Source organism: Peptostreptococcus sp. D1 (assembly GCF_900112955.1).
GTDB lineage: Bacteria > Bacillota > Clostridia > Peptostreptococcales > Peptostreptococcaceae > Peptostreptococcus.
Map to the genome: position 1 here is coordinate 97,566 of NZ_FONP01000005.1, position 22,067 is coordinate 119,632.

General features: G+C 33.2%; 14 protein-coding genes. All 14 read right to left on the minus strand.

Translation table 11 applies throughout. The features are described from left to right. Positions 1–75: 75 nt before the first annotated feature. The 14 genes from proC to BM120_RS05570 all read right to left on the minus strand — a co-directional run bounded on the left by proC (position 76) and on the right by BM120_RS05570 (position 22,015). Positions 76–882 carry a pyrroline-5-carboxylate reductase gene (gene proC, locus BM120_RS05505; RefSeq protein ID WP_091993936.1) on the minus strand — a complete coding sequence of 269 codons (807 nt, stop codon included), beginning with the start codon at positions 880–882 and terminating at the stop codon, positions 76–78. 210 nt (positions 883–1,092) lie between these two features. Then, positions 1,093–3,462: a trans-4-hydroxy-L-proline dehydratase gene (gene hypD / locus BM120_RS05510; RefSeq protein ID WP_091993938.1), complete on the minus strand. Its 2,370-nt coding sequence runs from the start codon at positions 3,460–3,462 to the stop codon at positions 1,093–1,095. Between the two features lie 4 nt (positions 3,463–3,466). Beyond that, positions 3,467–4,378, minus strand: coding sequence for a trans-4-hydroxy-L-proline dehydratase activase (locus BM120_RS05515; RefSeq protein ID WP_091993939.1), 912 nt, complete (start codon positions 4,376–4,378; stop codon positions 3,467–3,469). Between the two features lie 192 nt (positions 4,379–4,570). Continuing rightward, complete coding sequence (locus BM120_RS05520; protein ID WP_278335331.1) at positions 4,571–5,584, minus strand: class C sortase; 1,014 nt, start codon at positions 5,582–5,584, stop codon at positions 4,571–4,573. Between the two features lie 42 nt (positions 5,585–5,626). Continuing rightward, positions 5,627–6,286 (minus strand): SpaA isopeptide-forming pilin-related protein, encoded by a 660-nt coding sequence (locus BM120_RS05525; RefSeq protein ID WP_091993941.1) that lies wholly within the window; start codon positions 6,284–6,286, stop codon positions 5,627–5,629. A 287-nt stretch (positions 6,287–6,573) separates the two neighbouring features. Continuing rightward, on the minus strand, positions 6,574–8,052 hold the full coding sequence (locus tag BM120_RS05530; RefSeq protein ID WP_091993986.1) for a SpaH/EbpB family LPXTG-anchored major pilin: 1,479 nt from the start codon (positions 8,050–8,052) through the stop codon (positions 6,574–6,576). A gap of 122 nt (positions 8,053–8,174) precedes the next feature. Beyond that, entirely contained in the window at positions 8,175–10,730 is a 2,556-nt protein-coding gene (locus tag BM120_RS05535) for a SpaA isopeptide-forming pilin-related protein (RefSeq protein WP_091993942.1), read from the minus strand. A gap of 272 nt (positions 10,731–11,002) precedes the next feature. Then, complete coding sequence (locus tag BM120_RS05540) at positions 11,003–13,426, minus strand: AraC family transcriptional regulator (protein ID WP_177187380.1); 2,424 nt, start codon at positions 13,424–13,426, stop codon at positions 11,003–11,005. A 320-nt stretch (positions 13,427–13,746) separates the two neighbouring features. Then, a complete protein-coding gene (locus BM120_RS05545) occupies positions 13,747–14,640 on the minus strand; it encodes a class C sortase (protein WP_091993945.1) in 894 nt (297 codons plus the stop codon). 38 nt (positions 14,641–14,678) lie between these two features. Continuing rightward, positions 14,679–15,557: a class C sortase gene (locus tag BM120_RS05550; protein ID WP_091993947.1), complete on the minus strand. Its 879-nt coding sequence runs from the start codon at positions 15,555–15,557 to the stop codon at positions 14,679–14,681. Between the two features lie 63 nt (positions 15,558–15,620). Continuing rightward, positions 15,621–16,517: a class C sortase gene (locus BM120_RS05555; RefSeq protein WP_091993948.1), complete on the minus strand. Its 897-nt coding sequence runs from the start codon at positions 16,515–16,517 to the stop codon at positions 15,621–15,623. Positions 16,518–16,598: 81 nt separating this feature from the next. Further along, positions 16,599–17,507: a Cna B-type domain-containing protein gene (locus BM120_RS05560; protein ID WP_091993950.1), complete on the minus strand. Its 909-nt coding sequence runs from the start codon at positions 17,505–17,507 to the stop codon at positions 16,599–16,601. Positions 17,508–17,645: 138 nt separating this feature from the next. After that, positions 17,646–19,229, minus strand: a complete 1,584-nt coding sequence (locus BM120_RS05565; RefSeq protein ID WP_091993952.1) for a SpaH/EbpB family LPXTG-anchored major pilin — start codon at positions 19,227–19,229, stop codon at positions 17,646–17,648. Between the two features lie 251 nt (positions 19,230–19,480). Next, on the minus strand, positions 19,481–22,015 hold the full coding sequence (locus BM120_RS05570) for an Ig-like domain-containing protein (protein ID WP_177187381.1): 2,535 nt from the start codon (positions 22,013–22,015) through the stop codon (positions 19,481–19,483). Positions 22,016–22,067: the final 52 nt, after the last annotated feature.

Here is a 22,067-nt window from a genome sequence, read left to right on the forward strand (position 1 = left end):
ATGGATAAAATTAATATTTTTTTATAAATAAAACAAAATGCTTATAATGCTCCAGTCATAGGCAAATTATTGTATCTATTTATTCGACATTCTCACAGACTTATCTATACATGACAAAACTCCTTTGATAACTGAATTTCTCATTCCGAACTCCTCCAATGTAGCGACAGCTTCTATTGTCGTTCCGCCAGGCGAACAAACCATATCCTTTAATTCTCCTGGATGCTTGCCTGTATCCATTACCATTTTTGCAGCTCCTAGAACAGTTTGTGCCGCAAACTTATATGCCTGTGCTCTCGGCATTCCCGAAAGAACTGCTGCATCAGCCATTGCCTCTATAAACATAAAAACATATGCCGGTCCAGACCCACTTACTCCTACAACTGCATCCATCAACGATTCAGCTATTACCTCTGCCCTTCCAAAGGAATTGAAAATATTTAATACTTGTCTCAAGCCTTCATCATCCACATTTGAATTTTTACACAATGCAGACATCGCTTCTCCAACAAGAGCAGGCGTATTAGGCATAACTCTAATTATTTTTTTGTCATTACCTATTATCGATTCTATAACATCAATTGAAACTGCCGCAGCAATGGATACAACAATTTTTTCACCAGTTATTACTTCTTTAACACTCTGCATCACATCTCCAATAATGTTTGGCTTGACAGCAAAAATAACTACATCTCCAAACCCAACAGCCTCTTTTGAATCAGCTGTAGCATTTACACCAAGCTCTGCCTTGACTGCCTCCAGGCTAGGCTCATAAAGATCAGATATCATAATGTCGCCCGGAGAAACAACTCCAGACTTTATTACTCCACCTAACATTGCCTTTCCCATATTTCCTGCACCTATAAAGCTCAATTTCATAATAATTCTCCCCTCCTATTAATATCTATAGCTTAACTTTATCACATAGTCAGTTTTTACTAATATCTATGATTCAATTTTACCACATAGTCAGTTTTTACTAATATCTATGATTCAATTTTACCACATAGTCAATTTTTATCAATATAATCATTTAAAATAAATAAGTCGGAATCTAAATATTAAATTCCGACTCATAAGATTCTTCAATCATTAAAATGTTTGCTCAGTTCTATTTATTATTTCGTCCTGAAGTGCTCTACTCAAATTGTTGAAGTGATCACTATACCCTGCAACTCTAACTATCAAATCCTTGTAAGCATCTGGATTTTTCTGTGCTTCCAGCAATACATTTCTATCAAACACATTAAATTGAATATGATGTCCATCCATATTGAAATAAGCTCTTATTAGGCTTGCCATGTTGTCCAAGCCTTCCTCTCCAACTACAACTGATGGCGCAAATCTTTGATTCAACAATGTTCCACCAGTCTTTAGATGATCCATCTTGGCACAAGACTTGATAACAGCAGTTGGACCATTTGTATCTCCACCCTTTTCTGGTGAAATACCCTCAGAAACCGGCACGTGAGCCAATCTTCCGTTTGGAGATGCATTCATTACTTCACCAAAGTATACATGACAAGTTGTTGGAAGCATATTTATTCTATACCTGCCACCAGTAGCTGTTGGTCTATCTGTAATCGCATCATAATATAATTTAAACACTGATTTCATTATATCATCAGCATAATCGTCATCATTTCCGTACTTAGGTGTTTTGTTCTTTACCATATTCAGTATATTCTCATAGCCTTCAAAGTTGGCATCTATTGCATCTAATAATGTTCCCATATCAAATTTTTTCTTGTCAAACACGTTGTACTTGATTGCAGATAAGCTATCAGTAATAGTCCCAGTACCAACTCCTTGAATATATCTAGTGTTGTATCTAGCACCACCTCTTTGATAATCCATCGCCTTTTCAATACAATCATCAACTATTACTGAAATAAGCGGAGCTGGAGCGTGCTTTGCATATATATTTTCAATTATAGAGTTACCCTTCATCTTTATATCGATAAAGTGATTTAACTGCTTTGAGAATGCCTCGAATAACTCATCATAGCTCATAAAGCTTCTAGGATCGCCGGTTTCAAGACCTATCTTCTTTCCAGTTTGAGGATCTATTCCATTGTATAGAGTTATTTCAAGTATCTTTGGAATATTCATATAGCCAGTCAAAACATACGCTTCCTTTCCAAAGCATCCTGTTTCAACACAACCACTGCTTCCTCCACATCTTGCATCTTCAAGTGTTTTACCAGCCTCCAATAATTCCTGAACGATTGCGTCAGTATTGTAAAACGCAGGCTGACCCCATCCCTTTCTAGAAATTTCACATGCTCTTTTTAGAAATTTTTGAGGAGTCTTTCTACTTATTTGAACATTTGAGCTAGGCTGAAGCAGCTTCATTTCATCCATAGTGTCCAAAATTATGTAGCTTACCTCATTAACACCATTTTGACCATCTGGAGTTATACCACCAGTGTTGATATTTGCAAAATCAGTATAGGTTGCACTTTCCTTTAATGTTATACCAACCTTTGGAGGTGCTGGCTGATTATTGAATTTTACCCAAAAGCACTCCATCAGCTCCTGAGCCCTTTCTCTATCTAACACACCTTCTTCAACATCCTTTTCATAGAAAGGATTTAAATGCTGATCCAATCTACCAGGGCTGTAAGCATCCCATATATTTAACTCTGTAGTAACACCAACGTGAACAAACCAATACATCTGTAGAGCCTGGTGGAAGGTTTGAGGCTTGTGTGCCGGCACTACATCACAGTTTTCAGCTATCAGCAATAAATCTGCCTTTCTCTGAGGATCGCCGGTTTGCGCCGCCATTTCTCTGGCTTTTTCAGCATATCTCTTTCCATATATTATCATTGCATCACAGGCTATTGCCATTGCATCCAAGTCAGTCTTTTTATTGTATGCATCCACATCATTTACAAAATCAATTCTTGCTATTCTATCTTCTATTTTCTTTTTGAAATCCAAAAATCCCAAATTATAGAAGCTATTACCACCAACAGTATGCCCTGGTGCTCTCTGTTCCATAAATTCAGTAAACATACCAGCTTCATAGCAATCCAACCATTCCTGGCCAACTGAGCTTATTATCCTATTTCTTATTTGTCTACCCTTCCAGAAAGGTATGATCAATTCCTCTTGAATTTTCATATCCTCCTCTGAAACCTTGAAGCTTACTAGCTCTCTATCGTTCATTACCCTCATATCCTCCAATGAGTGGCAGCATTGATCTGGATAAGTAGGAGCCCCCTGAGGTCCATCACCTTTTTCTCCAACTATCAATTCGTTTTCGTTTATGCATAGAGATCTGTTTTCCATATAGTACTTAAAGGCTTTCGCTCTTAGTATTGGAGTTTCAACACTTCCTTCAAATTTTTTGTAGGCCTCAGTCATCAAAACCGCTCTTTCAATGCTGATATATGGCTGTGCCTCTGTACTTTGCTTTCTCAGCTTTCTAGTTCTCTCAAAACTTCCTCTTTCCATATTCCTAACCTCCAATCTTAATCTTAAAGCTTGCTTTTTCAAATAAGCCTTTTATTTCTTCTAGTTTTTGCTCACTCGGCTTTGAAAATTGACTTCCACAATACTCTACACCAAGCTTGTTATATTTATTCATCATAATATCATGATATGGCAAAAGATTAACATATTTCACTCTAATCCCGTTTAATATATTTATAATTTTCAACATTTCCTCGTTATTTTCAGATACATTTACCCCTTCAATTAACGGAATCCTTATGTTGATATTAGCTCCAACAGAGCTCAAATATTTCAAATTATCCAAAATCATCTCGTTTGATTTTCCGGTAAATTTTCTATGCTTTACATCATCTGCCAGCTTTATATCATATAAGAAAAGATCCACCTTGTTATAAATTCTTTCATAGCTGGACCTTGGCGCATAGCCACAGGTATCAATCGCCACACTAATCCCCTTGCTATTACATTTTTTGATTAGCTTTTCGATATAATCGATATCTTGGCACATTACTTCGCCACCTGATAGTGTTACACCACCACCAGATTCATCATAAAACATCGAATCCTTCTCTATCTCCTTTAACAGCTCTTCGACAGTATACGATTTTCCCACAAGCTCTCTGGCATTGTTGAGGCACCAATCTATGCACTCACCACATAACTCGCATTTCTCTGCCATTCTGCCAATAGAATCGTTTTCAAAATATACAGCATTACTCTTACATTTTTCAATACACATACCACAGATTGAGCATTTTTCCCTATCGTACATGAAATCCATACAGTAGCTCTGGCTTTCCGGATTATGGCACCATAGACATTCCAGTGGACATCCTTTGAAAAACACTGTTGTCCTTATTCCCGGTCCATCATGTATACTGCATTTTTGAATATTTATAATTAATGGTTCCTTCAAATCACCACCCACCTTCAATTAAACAAAGCATTAAACAAAGTATCAAACAACTTTATGTTACTATATTAACATAATTAATTATATTTGTCTATATTTAAAAATATAGATTTAATTTTTTACAATATTAATACAAAGACTGCCACATTCCATAAATAATAAATAATTTATAATGGATGTGACAGTCTGTCAAAATTAGTAACCGTCGATATTTTGTTTTCTTTTTTTCTTCTTTTTTTTGTATCTCAATAAACATATAATAAGCATAAACAGAAAAATCGCCACAACTATAGCCATTTTCAGAAGTCCATCCATACCATTTTTCTCAGCCTCTTTTTTCTTTTCAGCTTCACTATACGGTATTCTATGACCTCTTACTAAAAGTCTATGAGTATTAATCATATATGGAGTACATGTCAGAAGCGTTACATAATCCCTTCCCTCTGTAATCGCCAGCTCCGAAAAGCTTGAAGGCTCAACCACGCTAATATTGTCTACCCTATATGCAAGTGTTTGCTTAATATTGGTAATAAAAAACTTATCTCCTTTTTTCATTTTATTTAGGTCAGTAAAAAGTCTGTTATTTGGAATACCCGAATGTGCTGTAAGGACAGCGTGAGTTCCATTTCCACCAATTGGAAGAGAAGTACCCTCCATATGCCCCACACCTTTTTGCAAAACCGACTCCGATGTGCCTGCATAAATTGGTAAATCTTCGTTTATCTTGGGAATTGATATATGCCCTATTTTTTCGTGAACCTCCAGCATTCTAGCATACTCCATTCTCCCCTTATCTAAAGCTTCTTTTTTGTATGGATCTGAAAAATTATTTGAATGCAGAGAATCATTATATCCACTTGCAAGGGCAATCCTCTTTTTTACTTCCTCCGGTTCAATATTTTTCACATCTGAATCGAAATTATGAATATTTTGGCTCGAAACATATCTGTAGTACATTTGGCTGACAAACGGATATATAACTACCAACACCCCAATGAGAATAATGATATTAACTACTCTATTTATAAGACTGCTCTTCTTTGCCTTTGCCTTCATAGCACCGCTCTTTTTGTCACTATTTTCATTATTATTTTTACTTTTCTTTTCATTATTAATATATTTTTCGTTATTAATATATTTTTTATTATTAGTATATTTTCTATTACTAATTTTTTCATATGTATTTACATTTTCGTCTCCCATTTCCATATTTATTTCCTTTATCAGTATTAAATGAATTCACTTCAGATGTTATTTTTTATAAATCCTATATCCAAATGCCATAAGAATTATACCCGAGCCCAAAATCGGATAAATCATCCAATCCCCAGTTTTTATTATATACTTACCACCATTATTATGATTTTCTTTCACATTTTTATCCTTGAAAGCTTTATTAGCTTCTTCCTTGTCATCTCTACGATCGTCTTTTTTTTCCGGAAAATACGATTTCGAATTTACATTGAGACTCGTATTAGAAGCTGCTGTTATTACCAAAGGAACACCTGTTTTATCAGCAATCCATTTTCCACTAGCCTTTTTTATCTCAGTAACATAATATGTTCCTGGCTCCAAATTCTTTATAACTGTTTTGCCATTTGTATCAGTTGGAATACTAATTCTTAATGCTCCATATTTATCGTATTTCTTGATTAAATCATCCAAGGATTTTGCCGACAATTCATTTACTAATTCTTTTTTCTTTTCATCTGACAATTTTGTTTCATGTCCTATTTTCAATAGTCCGTAAATAATTCCATCAAGTTTTTTGCTATCCCTTCCATTTATCCTATTAATCGTTTTTGTAATAGTCACTGCAGTCAAATCAGAAGCACTTGAATTATTTATCGTAAATGCTGTAAATATTGAAGCTACAATCAACAAACCAAAAATATATTTTATTTTCTTCATATTTAATCCCCTCACAATTCAAATTTTAAGCTGTATTAGCTTAAACGCTCTATTTACTTAAACACTATTTCAATTCTTCAATAAAATACTGAAAAAATTTCAGTATTTTATTGAAGGGATGACTTTGTCATCCACTTCTATATATAAAAGCTATTATTATGCAATAGAATTTCTATAATACAAAATTCCTAGATTATAAAGCCTTTATAACATAATGCTTTAATATAATACTTTAATATAATACTTTAATATAAAATTTTGTATATAGCTTTTGTATTATAAAATCACTATGCATTAGAATTTCTTTTCTTTATATACAAGCCTATTCCTACTATTACAGCACCTGCAATAACAACTATTGCAGAACCTATTCCACCAGTCTGTGGTATAGTTACCTTATTATTGTTGATAACATCCGGATTTACTGGCTTTGGTTCTATTTCGTCCGGTGTCTGATTATAGCTAGTTTTATTTACTGTAAATTTCTTCGGTGTAGCATCCAAAGCATATCCTTCTGGAGCTTTCTTTTCTATTATTTCATAGTCAGAGGATGCTATCTCATTCGTATCCCCCTTCTTACCATATGGTAATCCCTTGATGTCTATTATTCCATCAGCTCCTGATTTAAATATAGTTGCTTGATCCTCTGTATCGACAAATGAAGCTTCACCTTGTTCGTTGATTTTTACATACTTATTTTCTCCAAATTTCTTGACGATAAACTCTGCATCCTTGAGAACTTTATTCTCGTTTACAGACCTCTTAACAAATCTTTTACCACCTGTGTGCAGCTCTGGATTTTCCGGTTTCTTTTTCTTAGTATTATCTGATGAGTGTCCATATTCTAATTCTACCTCGTTTGGATTTATTGCTCCGAGTATCGCATCCGCATTAATAGTCGAATCAAAGGTTATTTTTATTTTGTCTCCAGCCTTAAGAGTCTTAATATATTCAGGAACAAATGAAACCTCAATCTTGGCTCCCTTATCACCAGCTATAGCTTCTGTATAAGTATTTGCAGACTTTGCAATCAGCTCATTATTCTTAAATACCTTCAGATTACCCTTATATGTTAAGCCTTTTGTCAATTGATCGGTATACTTAAGTACATGGTATTTATCTATTCCCTCTGGCATATTAGATTCAATAATAAATGGTTTTATTTCTCCTATACCAACAGTATCATGCATATTACCTGATTCTGTTACAGATTTATTGATTGTAGGCTCATCTATAGTATTTTTGGGATAAACATGTAATGCATCCTGTCCCTTTGTGAATTTTCCACCATCAGCCTTATAAACAGGTAGTGTTACAGTAACAGCCACAGACTTTGCCGGCAATTTATCACCGTATTTATTTTTCAGCTTTGTTTTAGCCTTATTTTCTTCAATAACATAGGTACCTGCTGGAAGCTCAAATTTCACAGTGCCGTCTGGACCAGTAGCACCCTCAGCCTTTACTACTCCATTTAATTTTGCCTCATACCAAACACCTTCTACAGGCTCTGTCTCAACATTTGCACCAAAATACTTTTTAAATTCCTCAGAAGAAAATCCTTTACCGGTATACTTAGTCGCACCATCGGCACCTACAGCTCCACCTTCTCTTATTACAATATTTTGGTCTTTAAACAATACCTTGTGTACAACCACATCATACGTTTCTTCTGCACTAGCTGCAGCAAAGACTCTGCCAAATGGCAAAACAATTGACAGCACCATCGCCAAAGCCATAATCAAACTTAATAACTTGAATTTTTTCATAATATCCTCCCCTTTTTTTAAGTTATTTATATATAATTTATATATTTAGTTAATTTATATATATTTAATTAGTCTAAAAATTAATAAATATCATATATTAATGGCTAATACCCTTTTGATTTTTAATAGTAAGTCCTCAATTTGATATACATTCCCATCAATGCAATTAACATACCTATAGCTATAACAGACATAGCTCCTATACCACCTGTATTTGGATATACTGGTTTACGAGCCTTATTTACAAGAGTAAAAGCAAATGCATCCTCATATTCATTGGCTACCCATTCCTTATTGCTATTTGAGCTATCCTCTGTAAACCCGAGTGGAATATCGTACTCCTCGATATAGTAGGTATACGCACTACCACTTTCGTTGTATATTTCCAGCTCTGAAATTTCAATTTTCCAATTATTGTCGTATTTTAAATGTATGCTTTCATATTTATTAAATCCATAATCCACAATGTTTCCAATTTTCCTTTTAAGTCTTACTTTTATGGACAGGTTTTTTAATTTCTCCTTATCAATCGGATTTCCATCTGAATCAACCCACCTTTTATGTATTTCCACTTTCGTTTTTGGTATAACGGGTATTTCAATATTTGTTATCGTGTTATCATTTTTGTTAAACAAATTATTGAGAACAGTTATTTCCTTTATTTTCCTATTAGTGTCTACTCTAAGCTTTATTATTCTACCATCAATCCTCTGATATCCATCAGGAGCCCTTTTCTCATACAAATAGTATACTCCCGTAGTCAGCTTATAAAAACTAAGCTTTCCCATACTATCCGACCTTACTTCATTTCCAATAATATTGCCATCTGAATCTTTTAAATTAATAACTCTGTCATACTCATCTCTTAGCTCGAATACTGCATTAGGCAATCCATGTTTTTTCTCGTCAGCTTTGGTAAAATGAAAATCTGCCGGATAATCTATAGATTTACCTGTAAAATCCGTTCTATGTGATTCCGCTGTAACAATAATATCATTGGCAACCACTGTTCCGTTAAAATTAGCAGTCAAATCAACTGTTGCACCAGGTGCCATGATTATACCTATCGCTGCTCTAGAATTATTTATTTTTCCTCTAAAAATTCTGTCCGGCTTACTTGAATCATAGAAATTCCAAATTGTATTTCCATCCTCCCATTCTGTAACCTCTGCTATATTTGCCTGGCTTCCGTCACTATAATAATAAGTCGATCCAGGCATGACAAATGACTGAAGCCCTTTCATATCCACGTTGATAATCAATGATCCATTTTTTCCTCTTTCAAATCCGTGAATATTGACGTTATATCCATCCGTCTTAAATTCCCCATGCTTCCAATTATATACACTGACATCATCGGGATTCTGTATAGTTATTTTTTGCTGATTCCAATCATGATAGTCCGGCACCGAATATATATCTTTGTATCCACTAAGCTGTCTGTTGATATTTTCCGAATCACTTTTGACTTTAAGCAGATCAATGAATTTCGTATTGCTATCCTTCCATAGCTCGTTTCCACTATAGTATCCTGGCGAGTCCACATTTTTATTTTCAAAGGTCCACGCTTCTATAACGCTCGGATTATTTGGATTGGTTTTGACACCTACATTTACGCCATCTCCAACAACCAGTCTTGAACCATGAGGTACACTCGTCGATTTAAAGCCATCACTATTAATATTTAAATGTCTAAAATAACTCACCTCCGGCAAATTACTTGTTCCAAAATTAGAAATATATTTCAACGTATCCGTCAATATGTTTCCGTTTGTATGCGCTTTCGTTTCGACACTATTAAATCCAACCAAATGAAACCCGCCAATTATCCCCAATGGATTTTGCGTATAATAATGTGTCTTTTCATACACGGTATCTGGTGTTACATATTTAAGCTTAGATAAATTACCTCTAGCTGCTCGTGGCGTGAATCCTCTTAGCGTATATTCATCTAGTGGATTTAACTCTAATTCAGAATACTTCCTCTCGAGCTTAAAATTTTCATCTCCTTGAATATAATATTCGTACATATTTCCAGCTGCATCAAATTCATCCATGCCACCAAAAATATAATTCCAGCTTTTAGCTTCATCCTCACTGTACTTTATAATAACTGGCTTAGATTTGCTGTTAAACTCGACATCATCTTCTCCATTGACTTTTCTATGGAGTATTATCTCCAAGTCTGAAAAATATCTTGTATCTTCATTTGACAAAATATCGTCATCATCCTTCCAAATTTTTGTTACCGATAGAAACACAGGCTGACTATTATCCTTTGCTTTGGTAATATCCATATCAGACACCCTTTTCTCGTCTGACATATCATTCGTTTTAGATTCTTTTTTCGATGCTGTATCGCCTTTCGAATCAACCTCTGGCTGCTCTTTCAATGCATCAATCGTACCATTACCTTTTTTTGCCAACTCATCTGAAGCCTCTGCCTGAAAATCGGGTAGGTTTAGATTTTGAGTATTCAACATGCTTTTTAATATTTGATTTTTCAGCTCACCTGTAAATTCTTGAGATATCGATTTTGAAATTGCCTGATTATTGCTCGAATACTCCTGATTATTATATAAAGCATTTGATGATGAATCTATCCTATATACAGAAAACACGTTTATTAACATTGTAAGAAGTAAGATCAAAATTAGTTTCGTTCTCACATTTTGCATAATAAACCTCCTCACTACTTATCGCTTTGATTTTATTCACAGCATGGCTTATTGTAACCAAGCTGTATAGTATAATTACATCTTAATCCGAATTATATCAAAGCGAGCATAGAAGCGTCATTGCCACTAGTTATATATTTTTTCCCTATTTTTATTGTTTGTAAAAAAAGCAATAAAAAAATTCCCGTTAATAATACAGGAATTTTTTATAAATGATAAATTTCTCTCTCAAATATTGATAATGACAAAGGCTTGCTCAAGTGTCAAAAATATCAAATATTTATTTTTTTTATTTCCAAATACATTATTTCAAACAAATCCAAGGAAAATGTTTTGTCAAATACGCCAAATAAATTGATATTTTCTACACGTATTTCAGGAATAACTCTATTTTTAAGATATTCCTTTTCTTCCATTGTTAGAAATTTCTGAGCACCAAGCTTTTTAAATTCGCAGTAAAAATTTCCTTCGCTCGACTTTAATGTTTTTGTAATTATCTTAAATCTGCCAGCCATACCGGAAATCCTCACTCTGAAATTTTTCACTGGAAATTCATTATTTCCATTGTCTGATGAAATATACTTTATACAATTTGCCATATCTTGATAAAGAATACAGGAATAATCATCCTTGTTTCTTGTAACAATTAATCCAGGCTCATTATAAATACACAAACCACTCATCTGCTCCAAATACATTCTAATATAATAGTTTAGTGATTTAATATCCCATATATTATTCATAGTATACTTGGAATCAAAATTGCCAATAGCTTTAATAAACTCCTTTCTAGAGTCAAAAAATTTATTAAAGCTAAAGGATGCACATACGATGACCTTATTCATTTGGAATAGTAAATAAGAGCTAACCAAGCTCAAAGCTTGTATAGACTCCCAATATTGTTTAGGTATACCATTCCAATCGTAATACATTATCATCCTTGCCAAATATACCTCTGCATCAAGAAAATACTTTTTATTTAGAGCATTGATATACTTTGTCATTCTATCCATCTGGCTAATAATTCTAAGTAAGATACATTCTGAATCATCTCTCGTTATATACAAGGTTTCATCTATCACATCATAGGAAAAGAATTTCGGACTATTTCCATTCATCACTATCTCTTCCATTCTCTCCATGAGTACCTGATCCTCTATTATCGATACCTCACCTATATTTACACCAACACTAGCTATGCTGCTTTTGCTAATTATTAAATCTCTCACTAGCATGTATAATTTCTTATTTAATATATGCCTGTCATGCTCATATCTCTTAGACCATAATGCTGGCATCTTTATTTCTACCATCCAATTTTTCAAATTTCTCATAGGTACATTGCTTGCGATAAAATCAAAGAAATCTACAATCTCTCCAATACATTTTAAGTCAAATGAATTTTCAATTATCATCTCTATAGCGTTTTCCGGAAATTCCAATACTAGCATGGGATTTAGCCCAATTCTATGAAACTCCTGTATATAATGGTTTATATCGTATAGGTTCAGTATTTCTTTTTCGGCGATGTTTTTAATCAAGTATATTTTTCCAGCTTCAAAGCAAAGATTGATACGCATATACTCATGCTTTAGATTTGATGAATTATCTCTATAAAAATCAAACCACTCACCCTCATATATATCAATATCTACTACCTTACTAAATCCAGAACGAAAAGCAACTGCTTTCGATTCATCATTTGAATTTACATCAAATATCTTTTCCTTCATAAAATCAATATCAGCTTTAGAAAATAATTTCACATCACTGTATTCTACAAATAGCTCTTCTAAAGCCTTGAGACTTAGTATACTATTTAGCGACATATATTTGTATTTATTAATGTTATTCGTAATATGTTTTCTAACAGCTAAGGGTGTCATTCCCACATACTTTTTAAAGCTTTCACTCAAAGCCTTCGAGCTTGAAAAGCCAGAAAGCTCCGCAATCTCAGATATAGAGTACTCATTATTGGACAACAGAGCTATTGATTTTTCGAGTCTCGAATAGTGATGGAAATCGACAAACCCACAGCCCGACACCCTTTTAAAAAAATTAGAGAAATTTGATGGCTTCATACCAACTTCATCTGCCAACTCATTTAATACATATTTTCCTGGCTTTTTATACATACGCTCCATTATTTCCATTAATTTCAGCTCTAGCCAAGGCCTTGCTGAGCCTATACCATCATCATTATTCTGAATAAAGCTGCTATTCAAGATGGTTGAAATCTCATTTAGTACCACAACCAGCATATTTGATGATACAACATTATCTTTGACATATAAATAAAAAAGATTTTTAAACAGCTCTACTAATGCTTTTATATTGTCACCGAATTCATTTTCGGATATACAAAAATTTGTTATTTCATTGCTATCACTAGCTCTAGAAAAAATAATCTTATCGACATTTAATTCTATTACTAAGTTTTTTTCATGAGGATTTATTACATACGTTTTGCTGGGATTTATCATTTCAATCTGATTTCTTCTTAATTTAATAAGACGTCCCTGAGTCTCTAGCTCTATCTCTCCCTCCAAAACTAGAACCATTTTGTATACATCACGTGAATTCATATTAAAATTAATCACATTGTAGCTAGAAATATTGAATCCAAAAGGAATATATTCCATCCTCTCTATGTTTGAATTAACCTTTAATACCATATTCCCCTTATTAGTCCTCATAATATTACCTCCAAATAGTTGCAGCCTACACACAGCCCTCATGCAATTCTAGTATATATATATATATATATATTGTCAACATAAATTCTTTTTGATTTTAACGATACCATTTTACTTTTTTATAATATAATATCATACTTATTTGATACTTAATAAATATTTATAAATATTTTTATATTTATATTATACTACGTTATTAATAATGGCGAATATTCTACTGAGGTATGTTTTACACTGACCTCTGTAAAATATTCGCCATTACTTAGCTGGATATTTTAGATTTTAAAACGACAATCCTGTCATCACTTCAATCAAAGGTACTATTTACTTTTAATAATTCTGTATAATTTTAACAATATAATTATTATCAAAATTATGTTGAATACACTGATTATATAGGGAAATATCTTTCTTATTTTTATTGATGGCTCCACATTTTTGTCATTGATATATTCAACAATGCTACCATTTCCGATTATATTATTGTTATTCTTTTTTTGAATATTGTAATCTACCCTTCTTGCGTTTACCAATAAACGCATATCATATCTAGGAGCCTGAGTACATGTCAACAATGTCAATGTATCCTGTGACTCAATTGGTTTTAGCTTATCACCTTGCTCAGGATATATCTTTTCCATACCATAAACCTTATATTCCATTTTTTTCCCTAGAAAATTAACGATGATTGAATCACCACTCTGGAGCTTATGTATGTTCAAAAACATAACCCTATTGTAATATCCACTATGACCTGCTATTACAGTTCGCTTTCCACTTCCACCAACAGGCAAATCACTTTCAGATAATACTGCGACTCCCTTTGCTATCTTTTCATAATTTGCATCTAAATACAAATCGAATGACTGACCTAATTTAGGAATTGAAACAAAGCCTACTTTTTTATTTAAATTGATGCCCAAAGCCTTTAAGTCACTTTTTTCAATATTTACATTGTCTTCACTTGTAAAAACGTCCCTTATATTCTCATTTGATGAAGCGTTCTTCGTATTTGATGCTTTCGTTCGATTCCTACTATCATATAATTTTTTAAGCTTATCATTGATATGCCTATCCTTACTTATTTCTTCCTCGAACTCTCTATTTCTTTCATATTGTGTAAAATCATCTATCGACATACTCAGAAAAGGATATGTAACGAGCGAAATTCCAAATAAAAAAATCAGTAGTCCTATTATTTTTCTTATTTTCAACAGCTTCCTCCTAACACTCAAATAAACAGTCTCGCCCCTTAGCTCTGCTTGTCATTACTGCATACACGTTTCTTTCCATTTTTCTTTTTATAAAGTATAATTGATATAATCATTAAAAGCAACAGCATAGAAGCGTATTTAATCATTTTCTTAAAGATATTGTCCCTTTCATTTTTTTCTGCCACTGTCTTACTCATATTAATAGGTATCCTTTCACCCTTAACCAACAGTCTATGCGAATTTATCATATATGGAGTACATGTCATCAGCGTAGCATAATCTTTATCCTTTTCAACACGTATCGGCTCGAAATCAGTTGGCTCGACTGTTTTGATGCTCACAACCTTGTATGCTAGCTTTTCTTTGATATTTGTGATAAAGAAAACATCTCCTTTTTGCATTTCATTTAAATTTGTAAACAGCTTTGCAGATGGCAATCCTCTATGCGCCGTAATGACAGTATGAGTATTTTTGCCACCAGTCGGTAAGCTCGTACCCTCGAGATGCCCGGCACATTGCTGTAAAACTGATTCACTCGTTCCAGCCTTAATGATTATATTTTGACCTATCTTCGGAATATCAATATATCCTATTTTTTCATGAATTTCCAACATTCTAGCATACTCAGCTCTACCTGCCTTCAGCATCTCATTAAATGGATCAAAAAACATACCAGGCTTTAATGATTGATTATATGCCATTGCCAAATCCATCTTTTTATTGATTTCATAGCTACCGATTGTATTTACGGCTTCCTTGAAAGCTTGTACATCTTGTCTTGATAAGTAGCTATAGTACTGCTGACTAATAAATGGATATACCATAATCAATATTCCTACTGAAACTATTATAACCCATAATCGATTTACTATTCTACCCCAAAAAGTACTCTTATTTATCTTCTTGCTCCTACTCATATTTTTTCGTTAGAAATATTTTCACTAACGCCTCCTCAATTAAATATCATTTTTGTCAGTTTTTTATTCTTTTTTAGTCTTTTTCTTCTTTTTTGAAAATAGTACAAAAAATGCTAGTAGTATCAAAGCGATACTTATTATACCAATTTTCTTCATTCCATCAAACTCAGAGTTATTTTCTTCCTCTAACCTTTTTCCCTTGTCATAAGGAATTCTATGTCCTCTTACTATCAATCTGTGCGAGTTCACCATATATGGCGTACACGTCAATAGAGTTGCATAGTCCTTTCCTGGCATGATTTGCAAATCATCAAATTTCGATGGCTCAATAACCTTTATTTGATCGACTTCATATGCCAGGGTCTCGCCTATATTTGTTACATAAAAATGATCCCCCTTCTCTAATTTGTTTAAATCAGTAAATAATCTGTTTTTTGGAATACCAGAATGTGCTGTCAAAACAGAGTGTGTGCTTTTACCTCCAATCGGAAGAGAAGTCCCCTCCATATGACCAACGCCTTTTTGTAGTACCGACTCACTTGTACCTGCATATATTGCTAATTCTTCGTTCATTTTTGGTATTGAAATATGCCCTATCTTTTCATGTATCTCCAGCATTTTTGCATATGCTTTCTTACCTTCCTCAAGTTTTTTCTTCACATATGGATCGTCTATAACTACATTCCTCAAAGAATCATTATATGCTTTTGCCAAATCCATTCTCTGTTTTACTTCGTGTGTTTGTATAGCTTTCGCCTGCTCATTAAAGTCTTTGATATCATTTTTCGACAAAAAACTATAGTACATTTGACTTATAAATGGATATAAAATTACTAAAACACCTACAATTATTACTGCGTTGATAATATTGTTTATCGTTCTATTTTTCTTAGATTTTCCACTTGCTTTACTTTCTTTATTCCTATTTTCTTTATTTGTTTCTTCCTGCTGCTTTTCCATATAACACCTACCATATTATAAATTATTTTTTATTTTATCTCGTTAAAATAAAAACACCTCAGCTGAGGTGATTTTACTTTTCTATTTTTTATCCGTTTTTTTTCTATATACCTTGTATCCTAGTGCCATCAATACTATACCTACGCCAATAATAAGATATACCTTCCAATCTCCGGTTTTTATTATTGACCCGATTTTTCCACCAGCATCAGAAGATGATCTATTGCTCTTTTCTGTGTTTGTAATAACAAATTCATTAGTACTATTTTCTTTTATTTCTGATATATATCCACTTGGAACTTCTTCCTTAACTGAATAAATGATATCCTTACCATTTATTTCTTTCTCTTTTAATGCTTTGAATGTGTACATCCATCCATTACTCTCGCTAAGCTCAGCCTCATCTACTTTTTGTTCATTTGCATACAAGTAGACTTGTATCCTCTTTAATTTGTTTCCAACCCATACTTTTTTTACCAATAATTCCTTACCTTTGGATGGAACTGTTGATTTTGTATAAACCTTTACCAATTTACTCGTTTTCTCAGAGTTGACAACAAGAGGAGATGTTTGATTACTTTTTTTCCATAAATTTCCTATTTTTGTAATTTCGACAATATAGTATGAACCAACACTCAAATTAGATACCACTGTTTCCCCCTTACTATCAGTTGCATTACTAATTATCATTTTCCCCTTTGATTCATATTCTTTTTGAATCTGCTCTAAAGACATTGATTCCAATTGTTTTGCCAAGACTTCCTTTTCTTTATTACCAATTTCCTCATCACCAATTTTGATTAATCCAAATACACTTCCGGATACCGGTATGACACTTTTTCCATTTTCCTTATTAAGTAATTTCACAATGCTAATAGATCCCGTATCCTGAGAAGATTTTGCTTCTTTTGCATACACACTATTTATTGTAAAGGAAAAAATCATCATAAAAATTAGCAATATCAGTGAGCTGTTCTTAATTGACCTCATAATATATCATATTCTCCCTTCATCTGAATTTGCCTCAATCAATCACTGAAAATATTTTCAGTGATTGATTGAGGGGGCAATTATTAATATAATAATTCCCCCTAATATTTAATGTATGAGTTGTTTTTTATTTATTGATTATATCCTAGAGTTTCTTTTCTTCATATAGATACCAAGAGCAGTAATTAGTATACCGCCTACTATAACTACCACTGAGCCTATACCACCTGTCTGTGGAATAGTTACCTTGTGATTGTTTATGATTTGTGGATCCGAATGCTTTAATCCATTTATATTAGTTGGATCTTTATAGTAGCTTTGATAATCCACCCTGAATAGCTGTGGTTCAATTATCAATGCATAATCCTTAGGAGCCTTAATTTCCTTGATATAATACTCAGTAAATCCAGCTTCTTGTGGCTTTTTATTCTTTTCGCCAAAAGGTAGTCCGACAACTTCAAATTCGCCACTATCGTTAGAGCTAAATATTGTAACTTTCTTTTCTGACTCTATCTGCTCATAAGTCTTATTTTCCACTACTGACTTATCAATCCATTCATTCTTTACAACTTTGTTTGCTGATAAAGTCTGCTTAAGATACTTTGTCTGTTCCTTATTCATAACAATAAACTTTGCATCCTTTAGCTTGATAGTCCCTTTATCTGCATCTTGCTTGATAAATCTTTTTCCACCTGTATGCAATTCTGGTTTTTCTGATTCTTTATCCTTCTTATCAGTTGGATTGTGTCCATATATTATCTTTGCCTCATTAGGATTTTCGGCTCCAAGTATTGCATCTTCATTTATAACAGCCCTGTATGTAACTATTATTTCATCGTCTTTTTCAAGTGATTTTATGAAGGTTTCCTTAAAAATTATTTTAAATTTAGCATTTTTAGTTTTTTCTACTGCATCAGTTGTATAATCAGCTGTCAAATTGACCTTTACAGTGTTATTATTCTTCTTTTTCTTTACATTTATTTCCATATTTCCAGCATATGTTAGACCCTTTGACAATTGATCTTCTATTTCCAATACTTTGTAATCCTTAATACCTTCCGGCATTTTAGAGGTTATTCTAAACTGCTTTTCCTCACCTATAAGTGCTGTATCATGTTGATCTGTTTCATTTACATACTTGTGTATATCTGGCTCATCAACAGTATTTTTTGGATATACATATAGCGGATTATTTTGAGCTATCGTAGTAAATTTATTTCCCGCTGCATTATATGCTGGTAAAGATATCTCCATTGGAACAGCCTTTGAATTTGCCAACTGTTTTTTACCCTCAATAGTAGATTTTGACTTATTTTCAACTATAATATATTTTCCCTCAGACAGACCTTTAAAATTAATCTGTCCTTGAGCATCTGTCAGCTGAGAATTCTTAAATTCTCCTACATCTTGAACTAAATCACCAATCTTATCAGGCTTACTTTCATCATATTTATGTACCTCAAAGCACACACCTTTTAAATATTTTACTCCTCCGCCAAAAAATTGTTCAACATTTGATAGCTTTCTACCATCATATGTTATTCCGTTATGTGTTGGATTTTTTGAATCCCAATTTTTTAATGCAGCTTCATTTGGCATCAATATTTTTGTCAGAACAACATCATATGTTTCTTCCGCTGTCAGTGCATTTACTGGTAATACTGATATAAGAGCAATAGCCATAGCCATCAGCAGTCCAAGCACTTTACTAAGTTTTTTCATTTTTTCCTCCCCATTATTTAAATTAATTTTTTTATTTATTAATATCATTCAACTCGGCTCAAAAATAATTATTTTTTTAAAATACAACCCACTGAAATTACAACAAACTCATTTCAAAATTACATAAAACACTATTAATGAGCGAGCTTTGATACAAATAAGCAAATCATTTAATTATTTCATCAATGTATTTTCCACAAAATTCACAATATAATCATAATATTGTTCAATAATTCTCTATAAACACAATGCTAATTGCTAGAATCAGTCAAGCTTTTAAATAGTCTTCCAAAACAAGCCATTAATAAACCAGTAGCTACAACAGCAATGCTACCAATTCCACCAGTCGCAGGATATTCAGGATTGACCTTGTTTTTTAGCTTCAAGCCTACAGTGGAGAGGTTGGTTCCCTCTTTAATTACCAAAGTTCTCTCACTTTCTTCAGATACCTCAGTAAATCCTCTCGGAACAATTTCTCTAACCTCATATGTATAAAAGTTTCCAGCTGGGTCCTTTATATCCAGATTTTTATATACATATTTCCAATGCCCACTCGCATCCCTGTATAATGTAACACTATCTTTATCATTTACTTTTACAGCTTCCTCTGGTGAGCTTATAGATTTTCTATACAGCTTTATCTCTATTACTGGCAAATCATCGTGATTTATAGGTTGACCGGAAGCACTCTGCCACAATTTTTCTACTGGAAGCTCAAACAATTTCCTTTTCTCTTTGTTGTAAACTCTCAAAGTCTCATTTATCAAGCCTGTATCATTATTCTTTCCAGTATAGCTCTGCTTGTCATATTTATTAAACTCAAAATCTCCTGTCAAAGCATTCTTATCTTCTTCAATATAATATGTGTAATAATCCCCATTGTCATTTTGCAATTCCAGCTTGTCGAACACGTATTTCCAAGACAAATTTGGATCTTCATTATACTTAAGTGACCTTACCAAAGAAAAAGCATTATCTTCTACATTATTTATTTTTCTTTTAAGTGTTATACTGATTGCAGGATATCCCTTTGTCTTCTCATTTGGTATTGAGCTGCCATTGTAGTCCAGCCAAATTTTTTCTACTGGTATGCTAATTCTCTTTCGCTCATTTTTTATTGTGAGTAGATTTACCTGATCCCCCTTAACCTCATAAGTATATGCTTGATTATTTTTTATATATCCTTGAGGAGGTACTACCTCTTCAATAATATACCTTCCAGGATCCAATACCTCTGAGATTGCCTCACCTTTTGAATCTGTTTCCAAGGTAAATATTTTTCCATTGTTTTTACTTCTAATTCTAAACCTTGCACCTTTAAGCGCTTTTGTAACATTATCCTTATCTACCTTACGAATCTTAAGCTTACCAATTGTACTCGCTGATCCCTCTCCACCAGAAAATGAAATCTCAAATCCTGAGCTAGATTCATTATATCTCCCATTTGCATACAATTTCGCTTTATTTCTCAATTTAAATCCTGGTATATAATTGGATCTATATCTAATCATGACTTGACGATTGTCTAAGCTGTCTATCAATCTGCCTTCATCATCTGTTAATCTAAGAGGCTTTATTTCCCTATTCCACACCTCTTCTAAATCAAGGAAAAATGAACTGTTGAAATCATATAGATTTACATAGCTGCTGATGTTCACATCCTTGTACACCTTTACTGTATTTCCGTACTCATCGAATTTTACCACCAACAATCTAAATGACTCCGGAACAAATGATATTATGCTAGGATCACCTTTTTCCACCTCAAGAGTATCACTTATAAAAGCCTCCTTCAGTGCTCCTTTTTTATGATTGATTCTCATCGCCCATTCGGTAATACGATTTTCCGGATCATTGGCTACCCTTTCAGACCATTTTGATAGTATCTCATCACCCAGCTTCTTTATTCCATCACTTGTTATCGTCTTCGTCTTACCATCAATAGTTATAGAAATTTGATTATTATACTCTTCTTTTAAATATTTTCTTGAAACAGTACAGGCAAGGTACATAATTCCTTTTAAATCCTTCTTTCCTACTTCACTTTCTACATATTCAGTAAATGTAACCCTTATTTTTCCACCACCTGTATTTCTAGGTGAAACAACCGCCTTTGCTACCAATTCATTACCATCTGGTGTCATCAAATCAAAGCGAGTTGCAGCAGTTTCTCCTGGAAATTTTAGCCCATCTGGCAAATCAACCTCAAAAAAATCGCCTCTTTTAAGATTCTTTAAATCACCAGTAATCTCCCATTTCATCTTTAAATAGTAGCTCTTCCACCAAATTAACTGTTTGAGAGGCTTAGAGCTCTCGCTTTTTGCTTCCACTATATCAAAATCAGTAATATTCACATTTACCTGTGTTTCATTTGCACGTGCCATTCTAGCACTTCGAAGTGCCATACCTATATTATCACTGTACTCGTTAATCCTACCTTCATTATCGTTACCGCCTTCAGGATTTGAGACTTTATCATCAGAGAATGTCCCACTTGATTTCGAATCATCCTTATCATAAATCTTCTCATTATCATCCTCAGCATCAGCTTTTTTTTCATTATTTTCATTATTACCAAAGCTCTTTTCAAGTATATTATACGATTTATTATCTCCAAGAAGCTCAAGTAGACCATAGTCGCCTTTTATATTTAATCCATTTCCCTCAACAGCTGCGTCTTCACTTGCCATACTGTACGAAATAGTACTTGAATATATATTCGCAAATATACTAAATATCAATAATACAAGAAAAAATAATTTCGATTTCTTCTTCATATTTAGCATAAAACCTCCCCTACTCATAATTTTTATAGCACTTGTTTTCAAGTATAGCAAT

Excerpts from the sequence above, each read along its gene's own strand:
- hypD (WP_091993938.1), bottom strand. The coding sequence starts at position 3,462 with ATGGAAAGAGGAAGTTTTGAGAGAACTAGAAAGCTGAGAAAGCAAAGT.
- BM120_RS05520 (WP_278335331.1), bottom strand. The coding sequence starts at position 5,584 with ATGGAAATGGGAGACGAAAATGTAAATACATATGAAAAAATTAGTAAT.
- BM120_RS05525 (WP_091993941.1), bottom strand. The coding sequence starts at position 6,286 with ATGAAGAAAATAAAATATATTTTTGGTTTGTTGATTGTAGCTTCAATA.
- BM120_RS05530 (WP_091993986.1), bottom strand. The coding sequence starts at position 8,052 with ATGAAAAAATTCAAGTTATTAAGTTTGATTATGGCTTTGGCGATGGTG.
- BM120_RS05535 (WP_091993942.1), bottom strand. The coding sequence starts at position 10,730 with ATGCAAAATGTGAGAACGAAACTAATTTTGATCTTACTTCTTACAATG.
- BM120_RS05540 (WP_177187380.1), bottom strand. The coding sequence starts at position 13,426 with ATGAGGACTAATAAGGGGAATATGGTATTAAAGGTTAATTCAAACATA.
- BM120_RS05550 (WP_091993947.1), bottom strand. The coding sequence starts at position 15,557 with ATGAGTAGGAGCAAGAAGATAAATAAGAGTACTTTTTGGGGTAGAATA.
- BM120_RS05555 (WP_091993948.1), bottom strand. The coding sequence starts at position 16,517 with ATGGAAAAGCAGCAGGAAGAAACAAATAAAGAAAATAGGAATAAAGAA.
- BM120_RS05560 (WP_091993950.1), bottom strand. The coding sequence starts at position 17,507 with ATGAGGTCAATTAAGAACAGCTCACTGATATTGCTAATTTTTATGATG.
- BM120_RS05565 (WP_091993952.1), bottom strand. The coding sequence starts at position 19,229 with ATGAAAAAACTTAGTAAAGTGCTTGGACTGCTGATGGCTATGGCTATT.
- BM120_RS05570 (WP_177187381.1), bottom strand. The coding sequence starts at position 22,015 with ATGCTAAATATGAAGAAGAAATCGAAATTATTTTTTCTTGTATTATTG.